A 13825-nucleotide genomic window follows, 5' to 3' on the forward strand; every position below is an offset into this window, starting at 1 on the left:
ACATGACAGCAGAGTCACCGGCACAGACCGTGCAACGCTTGTTCCCGCTGCTCGCCGAGGGGAAGAGTGCGGAGGCGGCGGCGCTGTTCGCCGACTCGGTGTCCTTCTCGATCCCGCACCCGCCCGGCATTCCGTGGGTCCCGGAGGTCGACTCGGCGGAGGGCATGCGGACGTTCTTCGAGCTGCTCCAGACCCACGTGCAGGGCAAGGAGTTGGACCTCCACCAGGTCATCGCCGACGGCGACGACGTGGTCCTCCTCGGCCGCATGGTCTCCGAGGTCAGGAGGACGGGCCGCGACATCGACACCGCGTTCGCCCTGCACACCACGGTCCAGGAAGGGCGCATCACCCGCTACCACCTCTACGAGGACACCCACGCCGTCGCCAGGGCCTACTTCGGCGACTGACCGCCCGGCACCGGACGGCGGCGCGGTCGCTCGACGAGCATGCGGCACGGGTGCCCGGGGAGGGTCCGGCGACGGGGTCGGGGGCGATCGGACGTGACGTACCCGCCCGGGCCCCGCCTACGGGCGGATCAGGGTGCGCGCCTGCTCCACCCATCCCGACACGGCCTTGGCGCCGCACTCCTCGGCGACCGCCTCCGCCTCGTCGAGGTGGCGGACCGCCGCCGCCCGGTCGCCGGTCTCGGCCGCGAGGTAGGCCAGCGCCACCAGGCCCGCCGCCTCACCCGGCCGGAAGCCGATCGCGCGGCGCAGCGTCACCGATTCGGTCAACCGCTCGCGGGCCCGGTCGAGTCGACCCGCGTCCTTGTCGGCGAAGCCGAGGTGGCGGATCGCGTACGACATCGTCATCCGGTCGCCGGCGGACCGCGCCAGCGCGTACGACCGCTCGAAGCAGGGCCGGCCCGTGTCGCCGTCGCCGCGCACCACCTGGTGCCAGCATCCGATCCAGAACAGCGCCTCCGCCTCACCCGCCCCGTCCCCAAGCCGCCGGTACAACTCGGCCGCGCGCTCGAACAGTTCCAGTTCGCGGCCGTTCTCCTCGCGGTCGTTGAGGAAGCGCACGTGCAGCAGCTTGCCGCGTGCCATCGACAAGGGTGCCTCGACCGCGTCCAGTTCCTCGTCGGACCGGTTCAGCGCGGACGTGTCCCCGCGGAACATCGCCGCCTCGAAGAGCTCTCCCGCGCGTTCCACCCAGTCCTGCTCCCGCATGCCCTCACCTTTCCCCGTCGGACGATGGCAGTGCCGAGGCTAACGCCGTACCGGCGCCGGGCGGCACGTATTTCGGGCGTGACGTGTCCTCTGACCGGGGCGGGTGCCCGTCGCCGCTCCTGGGCCGCCGCACGGGCTGCGGGGCCACGCGGCTACACGGCGCCCCGCGCGATCAGGCTCTCCGCGCAGTCGAGCACCGCCTGCCGGGCGGGCCGCGGCTGCCAGCCGAGCAGCGTGCGCGCCTTCTCGGTGCTGTGCCGGCTGCGGCGGCCGAGCGCGGGCGTGATCTCCCGCAGGGACGGGTCGCGGAAGCGGGCCAGCAGCCGGATGACGACGTCCGGGACCTCACGGGTGGGCACCCTGCGGCCGTGCTCGCCCAGACCGTCGCGGAGCGTGCGGGCCATGTCCGCCATCCACTGGAACTCCCCGGTGGCGAGGAAGCGTTGACCCGCGGCCGCCGGTGACGTCATCGCCCGGATGTGCACGTCGACGAGGTCGCGCACGTCGACGATCTCCAGGCCGATGCGCGGGATGCCGGCCATCTCGCCGGTGATCATGCGGGCGACGATGCCCACGGAGCCGGAGGTGTCCGCCGTCAGGACGGGCCCGAAGACGGCGCCCGGCAGCACGGTGGTCAGTTCGGTCCCGCCGCCGTGGCGCTCCATGAAGTCCCAGGCGGCACGCTCGGCGAGGGTCTTGGAGCGGCGGTAGGGGATCAGGGTGGGATCGCTCGCGTCGGTCCACAGCGTCTCGTCGGTGACGCCTTCGGTGGCGTACGAGGACGGGCTCGCGGCGTTCGCCGCCGAGGTCATCACGACGCGACGCACGCCGGCCGCGGTGGCGGCGCGCAGGACGCGCAGCGTGCCGTCGCGGGCGGTGGCGACCAGTGCGTCCGGGCCGTCCGAGGAGAGGCCGAGCGGCGAGGCGACGTGCAGCACGTGCTCGACGCCCTTGAGCGCGGCCTCCCAGCCCTCGTCGGCGGTGAGGTCGGCGACCGCGAAGCTCAGGCGGCCGGCGGGGTCGACGACGCCCGACACGGCCGCGGTGACGGATCGCTCACGGGCGGCCGAGCGGACCGTCGTACGGACGTGGTGGCCGCGCCGCAGGAGCTCGGCGATCGTCCAGCCCGCGATGTAGCCGCTGCCTCCGGTGACCAGCACGAGTCCAGGCATGGGTGTCCTCCACAGAGGGGGTGGGTGTGCCAGAATGACGGTAAGCGGAGGGGTCTCCGCCACGTCTCCCAACGTACCGGAGGCCCCTCCGCTTAGCAAGCGAAGCCGGCCGGCCGCACGCCGCCGACCGGCTCGGCAGGCCCGACCGATGGGACGACCGACCCCGTGAACCCGCCACCCTCCGCGAAGCCGACCCGGAAGGACGCGCTCGACAACCGGGAACGGATCCTGACCGTCGCCCGGGACGCCCTCGCCGCCTCCGGCTCCACCTCCCTCACCGCGATCGCCAAGCGGGCCGGCGTCGGCATCGGGACGCTGTACCGCCACTTCCCCACCCGCGAAGCCCTCGTGATGGAGATCTACCGCCACGACATCCAGCGCCTGATCGACCGGGCGCCCGAACTGCTGCGGGAGCATCCGCCGCTGGCGGCGCTACGGCTCTGGTTCGACGAGGTCGCCCACTACGGGCGGCTGAAGTACGGCGTCGCCGAGGTCGTCCACGCGGCCACCAACGACGGCCGTGACGACGAGAACTACGCCCCCTTCGTCCGCGCCATCGCCCTCCTCCTCGACGCCGGCGCCGCCGACGGCTCCCTCAAGCCCGGCCTCGACCCGGAGGACGTCCTGCTGCAGCTGAGCGTGCTGTGGCGGATCGATCCGGCCCGCGGGGGAGAGGAACGGGCCCGGCGGATCCTCGCCCTCGTCGTCGACGGACTCAGACCGCCGTCGGACACCTGAAGCCACCACAACGACGCCCGGACGCCCTGCCGACCGCGGGTCGGCAGCCCTCCGAACGACGTTTCCGCGGGGGCCGTTCACGGTCCCGCCCGCCCGTCGCGGCCTGGGTGGTCGCGGCGGCGGCCGGAGGCGGCGGCCTCACCGCAGGTCGGCCAGGCGACGGTAGGAGTCCAGCAGCGCCGTACGGTCGTACGTGCTCGTCGTCACCAGCACCTCCTGCGCCCCCGTCTCCTTCAGCACCGTCTCCAGCTCGTGCGCGACCTGTTCGTCGGTGCCCGCGAGGTGACCGGCGAGACCGGACTCGTAGAAGCCGCGCTCCTTGTCCGTCATGGCCAGACCCTCGACGCGCTCGGCGGGCGGCAGGGGCGGAAAGGTGCCGTGGGTACGGGAGTAGGCCATCGACCAGGCCTCCGGGACCAGCAGCCGCCGGGCCTCCTCGGGGGTGGCGGCCACGGCGACGGTGCCGGAGATGACGACGTACGGCTCGCTCGCCCAGGGGGAGGGCCGGAAGTGGGCCCGGTAGTGGTCGATGCCGCGCCGCATCTTCGCACGGTTGCGCAGGTCGCCGATGACCATCGGCAGGCCCGCGCGGGCGGCGATCGCGGCGCCCTCGCCCATGGCCAGGACGAACGGCGGCACGGTCAGGCCCTCGGCGGGGCGCGCGTGCACCCCCGTCGGCGAGGTTCCCCGGAACCAGCCCAGCAGCTCGTGCAGCTGCGCCTCGAAGGCGTCGGCGTCGCCCTTGTCCCGCCCCAGCGCCCTGCGCACTCCGCCGGTGAACCCGACCGAACGCCCGAGCCCCATGTCGATCCGCCCGGGAAAGAGGGACTCCAGCACGCCGAACTGCTCGGCCACGACCAGAGGTTGATGATTGGGCAGCATCACGCCGCCGGTGCCGACCCGGATCGAACGCGTGGCCCCGGCGACGGCGGCGGCCAGCACGGTCGGCGCGGACCCGGCGACTCCCGGCACGCCGTGATGCTCCGAGACCCAGACGCGGTGGTACCCCAGCCTCTCCAGCTCCTGAGCCAGCCCTACGGTGTCCCGCAGCGCCTCCGCGTCGGTGCGGCCCTCGCGGGTGCGGGAGCGGTCGAGGACGGAGAAGCGGGTCGAGGCGATCACGGAGCTCATACATGGTTCAACACCTGGCGGCCCGCAGGATTCCTCGGAGCGCGCGGGCCGCGGGCGCGGCGGGGGTCCGGGCGGACGGCGGGGGCGGTTGCTAGCGTGTACGCGTCACGGCCGCCACGACGCATGGGAGCACCGCTGTGAGTGACTGGCCGCTGACCAAGACCTTCCGCAGCGCCTCGGGGGACGTCCGCTGGGACACGCTCGGCGAGCCGGGCCGGGACGCCGTCGTCCTCTGCCACGGCACGCCCTTCTCCTCGTACGTCTGGCGGGCGGTCGCCCGCTCGCTCGCCCGCCGCCACCAGGTGTTCGTCTGGGACATGCCCGGCTACGGCGCCTCGCAGATGACCGCCGGGCAGGACGTCTCGCTGGCGGCCCAGGGCCGGGTCTTCTCCGAACTCCTCGCGCACTGGCGGCTGGCCGAACCGTTCGTGGTGGCCCACGACTTCGGCGGCGCCGTCGCCTTGCGGGCCCACCTGCTGCACGGGGCGCGCCACCGGGCCCTCGCGCTCGTCGACCCGGTCGCACTGGCGCCCTGGGGCTCGCCGTTCTTCCGGCTGGTCGGCGCCCACGCCGACGTCTTCGAGCAGTTGCCCCCCGCCCTGCACGGCGCTCTGGTACGCGAGTACGTCGGCTCGGCGAGCAGCCGCGGCCTGCACCCCGCCGTACTGGACCGGCTCGTCGCCCCCTGGCTCGGCGACCCGGGCCAGGCGGCCTTCTACCGGCAGATCGCGCAGGCGGACCAGCGCCACACCAACGAGGTGCAGCACCGCTACGGCGAGATCGGCATCCCCACGCTGGTCTGCTGGGGGCAGGAGGACACCTGGATCCCGCCGGCGAAGGGGCACGAACTCGTCGCCCGCATCCCGGGGGCGCGCCTGGAGCCGATCGCCGGCGCCGGCCACCTCGTCCAGGAGGACGCCCCGGCCGAACTCACCGCCGCGCTCCTGGCCTTCCTCGACCGGCACGCCGGTTGACCGCTGTCCGGTGCCGCGACCGGAAAACTAGGGTGTCGGTGTGACCGACAGCAGCAGGCGCCCCCTCGCCGTGTTCGACCTGGACAACACGCTCGCCGACACGGCCCACCGGCAGCGGTTCCTGGAGCGCAGGCCACGCGACTGGGACGCGTTCTTCGCCGCCGCCCCGGCCGACCCGCCGATCCCGGAGGGCATCGCGTTCGCGCTGGAGAGCGCGAAGGAGTGCGAGGTCGTCTATCTCACCGGCCGGCCCGAGCGCTGCCGCCGCGACACGCTGAGCTGGCTCGCCGCGCAGGGGTTGCCCGAGGGGCGGGTGCACATGCGGCGCGACGACGACCGCAGGCCGGCCCGGCGCACCAAGCTGGAGACCCTGCGCCGCCTTGCCCGCGACCGGGCCGTTCGCGTGGTCGTGGACGACGACGACTTGGTGTGCGACGACGCCGAGCGGGCCGGTTTCCGTGTCGTACGGGCCCGCTGGACGGCCCCGTCGGCCGCGCTGAGGACCGCGCAGGAGGGCGAGGGACGCACCTGAGACGCACCTGAGCCGGGGACCGGCCGCCGAGCAGCCGGCCGAGCAGGTGGCCGCCGACCTGCCCGTCCCCGACCTGCCCGCTGCCGAGCTGCCCGCCGCCGACCTGCCCGCTCGGCCCGGCCCGAGGTCCCGGGTCGGAGACGTCCGGTCCGAGGTCCCGGGTCGGAGACGTCCGGTCCGAGGTCCCGGGTCGGAGACGTCCCCGGTCCCGGCCGTCCGTGACCCGGCCGTCCGTGTCTCAGCCGTTCGTGCCGTGGCGGCCCGTGTCTCAGCCGTCCTCGTCCAGCCGGAACCCCACCTTCAGACCGACCTGCCAGTGCGCGACCTGCCCCTCCTCGATCTGGCCCCTGACCTGGGTCACCTCGAACCAGTCCAGGTTGCGCAGGGTCTGCGAGGCACGGGCGAGGCCGTTGCGGATGGCCTGGTCGACGCCGTCGGGCGAGGTGCCGACGATCTCCGTGACCCGGTAGGTGTGGTTCGACATTCCGGTGCTCCTCTCCGCCGTGACACCTGTGTCACACGTCACTCCACCGTGCCCCAAGGCGCGGCGGAGCGCGACATGTCCGACCGGGCGGCGACCGTCAGGGCTTTCGGGCCAGGCCGCCGTGCTCGCCGATGACGTCCGGAGCCGCTGTGCCGGCCTCCGGGCGCCACAGCGGAACCGACACGACACCGGGCTCGATGAGTTCCAGACCGTCGAAGTACGCCGTGATCTCGTCGACGGTGCGCAGGTTGTAGGGGACGGCCCCGCTCTCGTTGTACGCGTCCTGCGCCTGCTCGAAGACCGGGTCGATGCCCCGCGAGCCGTCGTTGATCGACAGGTAGCTGCCCGAGGGCAGCGCGTCCATCAGCCGGGTCACGATGGAGCGGGCGTCCTTGTAGTCGCCCACGTGGCCCAGGATGTTGCTGAGGATCAGGGCCGTGGGGCGCGTGAAGTCCAGCGTCCGGGCGGCCGCCGCCAGGATGCGGTCCGGGTCCATGACGTCGGCGTCGACGTAGGCGGTCGCTCCCTCGCGCGAGGAGTAGAGCAGCGCGCGGGCGTGGGAGAGGACCATCGGGTCGTTGTCGACGTAGACGATCCGTGCCTCGGGTGCCAGCCGCTGGGCCACCTCGTGCGTGTTGTCGGCGGTCGGCAGACCCGTTCCGACGTCCAGGAACTGCCGGATTCCGGCCTCGGTGATGAGGTACGTGATGTTGCGCCGCAGGAAGGCGCGGCTGCTGCGGGCGATGGTGACGATGCCGGGGAACACGGCGGTGTACGCGTCGCCCGCCTGCTCGTCGACCGGGTAGTTGTCCTTGCCGCCCAGCCAGTAGTTCCAGATCCGGGCCGAGTGCGGCACCGAAGTGTCGATCTTCGCGTGACCCGCGGGTCCGTGCGTCGTCTCAGGGTCCGTCATGCGTGGCGTCCGTCTTTCGGCCGAGGCTTCGTTGAATGCTTCCACGCATAACCTATTGGCCAACGCCCTCTTCCCATAGACCAGTTCGCCCTGCAATTGCATCCGCCGGCGGGCGGCGCGGCGATCCGGCTCAGTCCTCCCGCGTCCACGAGCCGAGCACCATCAGGGTCCTGGTGCCGATCACCTTGCCCGAGCCGCGCAGCCGGTCGATGACCTCCTGCAGGTGGTTGATGTCGCGCACCCGCATGTGGACCAGGGCGTCCAGGTCACCGGCGATGGTGAACACCGCCTGCACCTCGGGTGTGCGGGTCGTGCTGGCGAGGATGTCCTTGATGCTGGTGGTGCCGGCGTAGCGGAGTTCGGTGAACGCCTCGATGCCCCAGCCGAGTTTGGCGTGGTCGACCTGGACGGTGAACCCCGTGATGACCCCGGCGTCGCGCATGCGGTCGATCCTGCGCTTCACCGCGGCCACCGACAGGCCGACCTCGGGAGCCATCTCCGAGAACGTGCGCCGTCCGTCCGCCTGGAGCAGGCGCAGCAGCCGGTGATCCGTCTCGTCCAGTGCGTACGGCGTCATCGCCACCCCTTCGTCGGCCTCCTGTGACGCAATGGAATCAAGCAAGTGGGCCCATGTCCACGATTTCTTTGCGTCTTGAGGGTATTTCGCCTGGCAGGTCTTGCGTCGTCCGGCGAGCGGTTGTGTGCTGTGCCCCACTTCTGCTCCCCGGATCCAATGGAGGAACTCGTGAGCGTCCCGGTCGTCTCCTCGTCGCTCGACGCCAAGTACACGGCCGAGGACGGGCGTGCCCTGATGTCGGGGGTGCAGGCGCTGGTGCGGCTCACGCTGGAGCAGCGGCGCCTGGACCGGGAGCGGGGCCTGGACACCCGCGTCTTCGTCTCCGGCTACCAGGGCTCACCGCTGGGCGGCGTCGACCTGGAGATGGGCCGGGCGGCCCGGTTCCTCGACGAGGCCGGAGTGGTCTTCCGGGCCGGCCTGAACGAGGAGCTGGCCGCCACCGCGGTCGGCGGAACCCAGTTGCTCGGCCGGCTGCCGGGAGCCCGCCACGAGGGTGTCACCGGGTTCTGGTACGGCAAGAATCCGGGCCTGGACCGGGCCGCGGACGCGATCCGGCACGCGACGATGGCCGGCACGGCGCCGCTGGGCGGAGCGGTCGCCTGGATCGGGGACGACCCGGACTGCAAGTCCTCCACGCTGCCCAGCTCGTGCGAGGCGATGTGCCAGAGCCTGTACCTGCCGCTGCTCGCGCCCGGATCGGTGCGCGAACTCATCGACTACGGCCTGCACGCGGTCGCCCTGTCGCGGGCCGCGGGGCTGTGGACCGCCCTGAAGATCGTCTCCGACGTCGCGGACTCCTCGGCGACCGTCGACCTGACCGGCCTCGGCCGTGACGTTCCCCTGCCCGAACGCCGTCCGGCCGGCAGGCCGCCGGTGCTGGTCGGGCCCGCCGCACTGGACGCCGAGCAGGACCTGCTGACCCGCCGGCTGGCCATCGCCCGTGCCTACGCCCGCGAGCACCGCCTCAACCGCGTCGTCGCCTCCGCCCGGCAGGCCACCCTGGGCATCGTCGCCTCCGGCACGTCCTTCGCCGTGGTGCGCCGGGCCCTGAGCGACCTCGGCGTCGACGAGGCCGAGACGGAGCGGCTCGGCATCCGGCTCATCGCGCTGGGCATGCCCTATCCGCTGGACGGCGACCACCTGGCGGAGCTGACCGAGGGCCTGGAGCGCCTGCTGGTCGTGGAGGACAAGACCGACTTCCTGGAAGGCCACCTCAAGCAGGCCCTCTACGGCCGGCCCGGCGCACCGGCCGTCCTCGGCCGCCGCGACGCGAGCGGCCGTACGCTGCTGCCGGTGCGCGGCACCCTGAAGGCCGACGAGGTGGCCCGCGCGCTGGCCCGCCTCATCGGCGCCGACCGCCTGCCGGGCCGGGCCGCGGCACTCGTGCGACAGGCGCGCCCTTCGGGACCGCGCATGCTGCCGCTGGTCGCCGCCCGCACCCCGTTCTTCTGTTCCGGCTGCCCGCACAACCTCTCCACCCGCACCACCGAGGACACCCTGGTCGGCGTCGGGATCGGCTGCCATGCCATGGTCGCCCTCGACGACAGCGGCATGCGCGGCAACCAGATCGGCGTGACGCAGATGGGTGGTGAGGGTGCGCAGTGGTTCGGCCTCGCCCCCTTCACCGAGGACCGCCACTTCGTGCAGAACCTCGGCGACGGCACCTTCCACCACTCCGGCTCGCTCGCCGTCCGCGCCGCCGTCGCGGCCGGAGTGACCATGACCTACAAGCTCCTCTACAACGAGGCCGTCGCCATGACCGGCGGGCAGAGCGTCGAAGGGCGCCTGGACGTCGTCGCGCTCACCCGGCTCCTGGTCCTGGAGGGCGTGCGCCGGATCGTCATCACCACGCCCGAGCCGCGCTCCTACCGCGGGACCCGGCTCGACGCGCGGGCCTCCGTCCGCCATCGCGACGACCTCGCCGACGTCGAACGCGAACTGGCCGCCGTCGAGGGCGTCACGGTGCTGATCCACGACGACCGCTGCGCCGCCGAGGAACGCCGGATGCGCAAGCGCGGCCTGCTGCCGGCGCCCGCCGAGAAGGTCGTGGTCAACGAGCGGGTCTGCGAAGGCTGCGGCGACTGCGCCGAGCAGTCCACCTGCCTGTCGGTGCAGCCGGTCGAGACCGAGTTCGGCAGCAAGACCCGCATTCACCAGCCGTCCTGCAACTCCGACCTGAGCTGCCTCAAGGGCGACTGCCCCTCCTTCCTGCTGGTCGAGCCGGGCACCTCGGCCGCCGCCGCACCCGCCCGGCTGCCCGAGCCGCCCGCCTCCCTGGCCGAGCCGGAGCGCCGCGTCACCGGCCACGAAGTCGTCCTGCGCATGCCCGGCATCGGCGGCACCGGCGTCGTCACCGTCTCCCAGATCCTGCAGATGGCCGCCCACCTGGACGGACTGCACGCCGCGGGCCTGGACCAGACCGGCCTGGCCCAGAAGGGCGGCCCCGTCGTCAGCGACGTGCGCATCGGGAAGGACCCCGTGGACGGCGCGGTGCGCGCCTCCGGCACCGGCGTCGACGTCCTCATCGGCTACGACCTGCTCGGCGCCGCGTCCGACGCCACCCTGGCCGCCTGCTCGCCCGAGCGGACGGTCGCCGTCGTGAACACGGCCGTCGTGCCCACCGCCGCCATGATCACCCGGCAGGTCGCGGTGCCCGGCGGCCCCCAGGACGCACTCGGCAGGATCGCCTCGGCGACCCGCTCCGAGGCGCTGCTCCCGCTGGACGCCCAGGGCCTGGCCGAGCGGCTCTTCGGTGACCACATGCCGGCCAACATGCTGCTGCTCGGCGCGGCCTACCAGCACGGCTGCCTGCCCGTCGGCGCGGCGGCGGTGGAACGCGCCATCGAGCTCAACGGCGCCTCCGTGGCGAAGAACCTGGCCGCCTTCCGCTGGGGACGCACCGCGGTGCTCGACCCCGAGGCCGTGGCGCGGGCCTCCGCACCGCAGGAGCGGGTCCCGCGCAGCGGCACCTTGGAGGAGGCGGTCGCCCTCCGCGCCGACGACCTCACCGACTACCAGAACAGCGCCTACGCGGACCGCTACCGGCAGGCGGTCGAGGCCGTCACCCGCCTCTCCACCGAGCGTGCCGGGGAGCAGGACGCCCGGCGGATCGCGCACGCCTTCGCCACCTCACTGCACCAGCTGATGGCGTACAAGGACGAGTACGAGGTGGCCCGCCTGCACCTCGACCCGGCCGAACAGGCCCGTATCCGCGCCGAGTTCGGCGCGGACGCCAAGGTCTCGGTGATGCTGCACCCGCCCGTCCTGCGGGCTCTGGGCATGAACCGCAAGATCCGCCTGCGCCGCCTCGGCGGACCCGCCTTCCGTGCGCTGCGGGCCGCCCGCCGGCTGCGCGGCACCCCGCTGGACCCCTTCGCGCTCGCCGCCGTGCGCCGCACGGAACGCGCCCTGGTCACGCAGTACCAGGAGCTGATGCGCGAGGCCCTGGACCGGCTCACCCCGGACAACGCCGACACGGTCGTGCGGATCGCCGAACTCCCGCAGTCCGTCCGCGGCTACGAGGACATCAAGATGGCGCGGGTGGCGGAGTACCGCGAGCAGGCCCGCGAGGCACTGCGGGCGCTGAGCGGTTGAGCACACCGCCGGGCCCGCCGGGTGCCACGCCGCTCAGGGGCTGGCGATGTCGAAGCCGTAGCGCAGGGGCTCGCTGCTGACGCCGTAGTCGCGGCGGTAGACGAACACCCCTTCCACGCGCAGGCCTTGCGGTCCGGCCTCCACCTGGCAGGGGTACGTCACCTGGATCACCCGCGGGCGGTCGGAGACCTTCATCCGCACTCCGTCGGCAGGTCCTCCGGAGAGCACCGCGGTCTCCCAACCCGTCACGTCGATCGTCTCCACGGGCGTCATTTTAGTTGTTGCGCAAGCGTGGGAACCGCAAAGGTGGGATCCGGCGTTGAAACCGGGTGACCGTACAGTCACCCGCGACCGGAAGGAATGAACCGTGGGAGTTTCCCTGGGCAAGGGCGGCAATGTGTCGCTGAGCAAGGAAGCGCCGGGGCTGAGCGCGGTGTTGATCGGTCTGGGATGGGACGTGCGGACCACCACCGGAGCGGACTACGACCTGGACGCGTCCGCGCTGTTGCTCAATGCCGCCGGCCGGGTCGCTTCCGACCAGCACTTCGTCTTCTACAACAACCTCCGCAGCCCGGACGGTTCGGTGGAGCACACCGGCGACAACCTCACCGGTGAGGGCGAGGGCGACGACGAGAGCATCAAGGTCGACCTCGCGGGCGTGCCCGCCGACATCGACCGGATCGTCTTCCCGGTCTCCATCCACGAGGCCGACGCGCGGGGCCAGAGCTTCGGCCAGGTCCGCAACGCCTTCATCCGGGTGGTGAACCAGGCGAACAGCCAGGAGATCGCCCGCTACGACCTCTCGGAGGACGCCTCGACCGAGACGGCCATGGTGTTCGGGGAACTGTACCGGCACAGCGGCGAGTGGAAGTTCCGCGCCGTGGGCCAGGGCTATGCGTCGGGCCTGGCCGGCATCGCCTCGGACTTCGGGGTCAACGTCTGACCGCGGCACGCACCGCACACTCCGGCAGGGCATGAGGGCGGCCGGCGCACCCTGGTGCGCCGGCCGCCCCGGTCGTCTTCCTCCACCGGCGCGGCTTTCGCCCCCCTTGACGCCCCGCATTGGTCCATACCAAAATCCCGGACTACCCGTGCGAGCCCCTGCGCTCGTCCCCCCACGTCGGGCCCTTTCCCCTGTCCGTCAGACAGAACAGGACCCCTCGTGAGACGTCGTCGCCTCCTCGCCCTCTCCTCCGTCGGACTCGTCAGCGCCTGCGGCCTCGAACCGGGCGCACAGAGCAGACGTACCGTCACGGCATGGCTGATGAAGGACAGCGCCTCGCAGAGCTTTCTGCGACGGTTCACCGCGGCGTTCGAGCGTGACAACCCGCACCTCCGGCTGAACATCCGCATCCAGCAGTGGACCGGCATCGGCCACAAGGTGCAGACCGCCCTGGACGCCGGCTCCGGGGAGGGACCCGACGTCATCGAGGTCGGCAACACCCAGGTGCCGCAGTACGTGGAGGGCGGCCGGCTGCTCGACCTGACCCTGGAGTCGGCGCTGCGCTGGGGCAGCGAGAGCTGGCTGCCCGGCCTCGCCGAGCCCGGGCAGTTCCTCTCCCACCAGTACGGCATCCCCTGGTACGCGGCCAACCGGGTCGTCGTCTACCGCAAGGACCTGTTCGCCCAGGCCGGCATCGAGGCCGTACCCCGCACCCGGGAGCAGTGGCTCGACGTCACGGAGAAGCTCCACTCCGGCGGCAATCAGGGCATCTACCTCGCCGGGCAGGACTGGTACACGCTCGCCGGGTTCATCTGGGACGAGGGCGGGGACCTGGCCGACGACGGTGACGGCGAGGGCTGGCGCGGCACCCTGGACACCCCGGCCGCCCTGCGCGGCATGGACTTCTACCGTCACCTGCAGGCCCTCGGCGACGGACCGACCGGCGCCGACGAGGAACACCCGCCGCAGGCGGGCGTGTTCGCCAAGGGCAAGGTGGCGCAGATGGTTGCGGTCCCGGGCCTCGCCCGCACCGTCGTCCGGCAGAACCCCGGCCTGAAGGGCAAGCTGGGCTTCTTCCCGGTGCCCGGGCCGACCGCCGCCCACCCCGGCGCCGTCTTCACCGGCGGCTCCGACCTCGTCATACCGAACAACACCCGCGAGCACGACGGCGCCGTCGCCGTCGTCGCCGCGCTCACCGGCGCCAGGTGGGACACCGACCTGGCCCGCACCATGAACTACGTCCCCAACAAGAAGAACCTCGCCCGTCGTGTCGCCGACGAGGAGGGGGTCGCGGCCATGGCCGCGGGGGCCGCTCAGGGCCGGGCCACGCCCAGTACGCCCCAGTGGGGCGCGGTCGAGGCGGACAACCCGATCAAGGCGTACATGACCAAAGTGCTCACGGGAGCCGACCCGGCGACCGAGGCCCGCCGCGCCTCCCGCCGCATCACCGATGTGCTCAACAGACTGGACTGAGGCGCCGGCGAACGAAGTCGGCCTCCGGACCGGCGCCGGTCCGGAGGCCGGATCACGAGGGTGGCACCGCGCGCCCCGTCCGCGGGGAGACCAGGCCGGCGCACGGATCGCGATGATCCGAC

General features: G+C 72.7%; 14 protein-coding genes. 7 read left to right on the forward strand and 7 right to left on the reverse strand.

The annotated features are described in order from the left end of the window. The first annotated feature begins 2 nt into the window (after positions 1 to 2). Positions 3 to 407, forward strand: coding sequence for a nuclear transport factor 2 family protein (locus ACIRPX_RS09445; protein ID WP_404190625.1), 405 nt, complete (start codon positions 3 to 5; stop codon positions 405 to 407). A 117-nt stretch (positions 408 to 524) separates the two neighbouring features. Here the strand turns inward: ACIRPX_RS09445 and ACIRPX_RS09450 are convergent, their stop codons facing one another. Together ACIRPX_RS09450 and ACIRPX_RS09455 are read right to left on the reverse strand one after the other, a co-directional pair. After that, a complete protein-coding gene (locus ACIRPX_RS09450; protein ID WP_404190628.1) occupies positions 525 to 1172 on the reverse strand; it encodes a tetratricopeptide repeat protein in 648 nt (215 codons plus the stop codon). A 152-nt stretch (positions 1173 to 1324) separates the two neighbouring features. Next, positions 1325 to 2344, reverse strand: a complete 1020-nt coding sequence (locus tag ACIRPX_RS09455) for an NAD-dependent epimerase/dehydratase family protein (RefSeq protein WP_404190631.1) — start codon at positions 2342 to 2344, stop codon at positions 1325 to 1327. Positions 2345 to 2509: 165 nt separating this feature from the next. On the opposite strand from ACIRPX_RS09455, the gene ACIRPX_RS09460 reads away from it, so the two are divergent. After that, entirely contained in the window at positions 2510 to 3082 is a 573-nt protein-coding gene (locus tag ACIRPX_RS09460; protein WP_404190634.1) for a TetR/AcrR family transcriptional regulator, read from the forward strand. A gap of 138 nt (positions 3083 to 3220) precedes the next feature. On the opposite strand, the gene ACIRPX_RS09465 is transcribed toward ACIRPX_RS09460, so the two are convergent. Further along, positions 3221 to 4213 carry an LLM class flavin-dependent oxidoreductase gene (locus tag ACIRPX_RS09465; protein WP_404190636.1) on the reverse strand — a complete coding sequence of 331 codons (993 nt, stop codon included), beginning with the start codon at positions 4211 to 4213 and terminating at the stop codon, positions 3221 to 3223. A 137-nt stretch (positions 4214 to 4350) separates the two neighbouring features. Between ACIRPX_RS09465 and ACIRPX_RS09470 the strand changes: the two genes are divergently transcribed. Beyond that, the gene (locus ACIRPX_RS09470) at positions 4351 to 5187 is read left to right on the forward strand and encodes an alpha/beta fold hydrolase (protein WP_404190639.1); all 837 of its coding nucleotides are present in this window, start codon (positions 4351 to 4353) and stop codon (positions 5185 to 5187) included. A 40-nt stretch (positions 5188 to 5227) separates the two neighbouring features. Beyond that, entirely contained in the window at positions 5228 to 5719 is a 492-nt protein-coding gene (locus ACIRPX_RS09475; protein ID WP_404190642.1) for a hypothetical protein, read from the forward strand. 268 nt (positions 5720 to 5987) lie between these two features. On the opposite strand, the gene ACIRPX_RS09480 is transcribed toward ACIRPX_RS09475, so the two are convergent. The 3 genes from ACIRPX_RS09480 to ACIRPX_RS09490 form a co-directional block, all read right to left on the reverse strand. Then, the gene (locus tag ACIRPX_RS09480; protein ID WP_404190644.1) at positions 5988 to 6203 is read right to left on the reverse strand and encodes a dodecin; all 216 of its coding nucleotides are present in this window, start codon (positions 6201 to 6203) and stop codon (positions 5988 to 5990) included. A 97-nt stretch (positions 6204 to 6300) separates the two neighbouring features. Next, positions 6301 to 7116 (reverse strand): SAM-dependent methyltransferase, encoded by an 816-nt coding sequence (locus tag ACIRPX_RS09485; protein ID WP_404190647.1) that lies wholly within the window; start codon positions 7114 to 7116, stop codon positions 6301 to 6303. 130 nt (positions 7117 to 7246) lie between these two features. Next, the gene (locus ACIRPX_RS09490; protein ID WP_404190648.1) at positions 7247 to 7693 is read right to left on the reverse strand and encodes an Lrp/AsnC family transcriptional regulator; all 447 of its coding nucleotides are present in this window, start codon (positions 7691 to 7693) and stop codon (positions 7247 to 7249) included. 168 nt (positions 7694 to 7861) lie between these two features. Here ACIRPX_RS09490 and ACIRPX_RS09495 point away from each other — a divergent pair, with 168 nt between their 5' ends. Continuing rightward, entirely contained in the window at positions 7862 to 11287 is a 3426-nt protein-coding gene (locus ACIRPX_RS09495) for an indolepyruvate ferredoxin oxidoreductase family protein (protein ID WP_404190651.1), read from the forward strand. A gap of 33 nt (positions 11288 to 11320) precedes the next feature. Here ACIRPX_RS09495 and ACIRPX_RS09500 read toward each other — a convergent pair whose 3' ends face one another. Then, on the reverse strand, positions 11321 to 11560 hold the full coding sequence (locus ACIRPX_RS09500; protein ID WP_404190653.1) for a hypothetical protein: 240 nt from the start codon (positions 11558 to 11560) through the stop codon (positions 11321 to 11323). Positions 11561 to 11654: 94 nt separating this feature from the next. On the opposite strand from ACIRPX_RS09500, the gene ACIRPX_RS09505 reads away from it, so the two are divergent. Both ACIRPX_RS09505 and ACIRPX_RS09510 read left to right on the forward strand, forming a co-directional pair. Further along, positions 11655 to 12230 (forward strand): TerD family protein, encoded by a 576-nt coding sequence (locus ACIRPX_RS09505; RefSeq protein ID WP_404190655.1) that lies wholly within the window; start codon positions 11655 to 11657, stop codon positions 12228 to 12230. Between the two features lie 219 nt (positions 12231 to 12449). Beyond that, positions 12450 to 13703 carry an extracellular solute-binding protein gene (locus ACIRPX_RS09510; RefSeq protein WP_404190657.1) on the forward strand — a complete coding sequence of 418 codons (1254 nt, stop codon included), beginning with the start codon at positions 12450 to 12452 and terminating at the stop codon, positions 13701 to 13703. Positions 13704 to 13825 lie beyond the last annotated feature (122 nt).

The organism is Streptomyces sp. NPDC101225 (assembly GCF_044767585.1).
GTDB lineage: Bacteria > Actinomycetota > Actinomycetes > Streptomycetales > Streptomycetaceae > Streptomyces.

Excerpts from the sequence above, each read along its gene's own strand:
- ACIRPX_RS09500 (WP_404190653.1), bottom strand. The coding sequence starts at position 11,560 with ATGACGCCCGTGGAGACGATCGACGTGACGGGTTGGGAGACCGCGGTG.
- ACIRPX_RS09480 (WP_404190644.1), bottom strand. The coding sequence starts at position 6,203 with ATGTCGAACCACACCTACCGGGTCACGGAGATCGTCGGCACCTCGCCC.
- ACIRPX_RS09445 (WP_404190625.1), top strand. The coding sequence starts at position 3 with ATGACAGCAGAGTCACCGGCACAGACCGTGCAACGCTTGTTCCCGCTG.
- ACIRPX_RS09485 (WP_404190647.1), bottom strand. The coding sequence starts at position 7,116 with ATGACGGACCCTGAGACGACGCACGGACCCGCGGGTCACGCGAAGATC.
- ACIRPX_RS09450 (WP_404190628.1), bottom strand. The coding sequence starts at position 1,172 with ATGCGGGAGCAGGACTGGGTGGAACGCGCGGGAGAGCTCTTCGAGGCG.
- ACIRPX_RS09490 (WP_404190648.1), bottom strand. The coding sequence starts at position 7,693 with ATGACGCCGTACGCACTGGACGAGACGGATCACCGGCTGCTGCGCCTG.
- ACIRPX_RS09455 (WP_404190631.1), bottom strand. The coding sequence starts at position 2,344 with ATGCCTGGACTCGTGCTGGTCACCGGAGGCAGCGGCTACATCGCGGGC.
- ACIRPX_RS09465 (WP_404190636.1), bottom strand. The coding sequence starts at position 4,213 with ATGAGCTCCGTGATCGCCTCGACCCGCTTCTCCGTCCTCGACCGCTCC.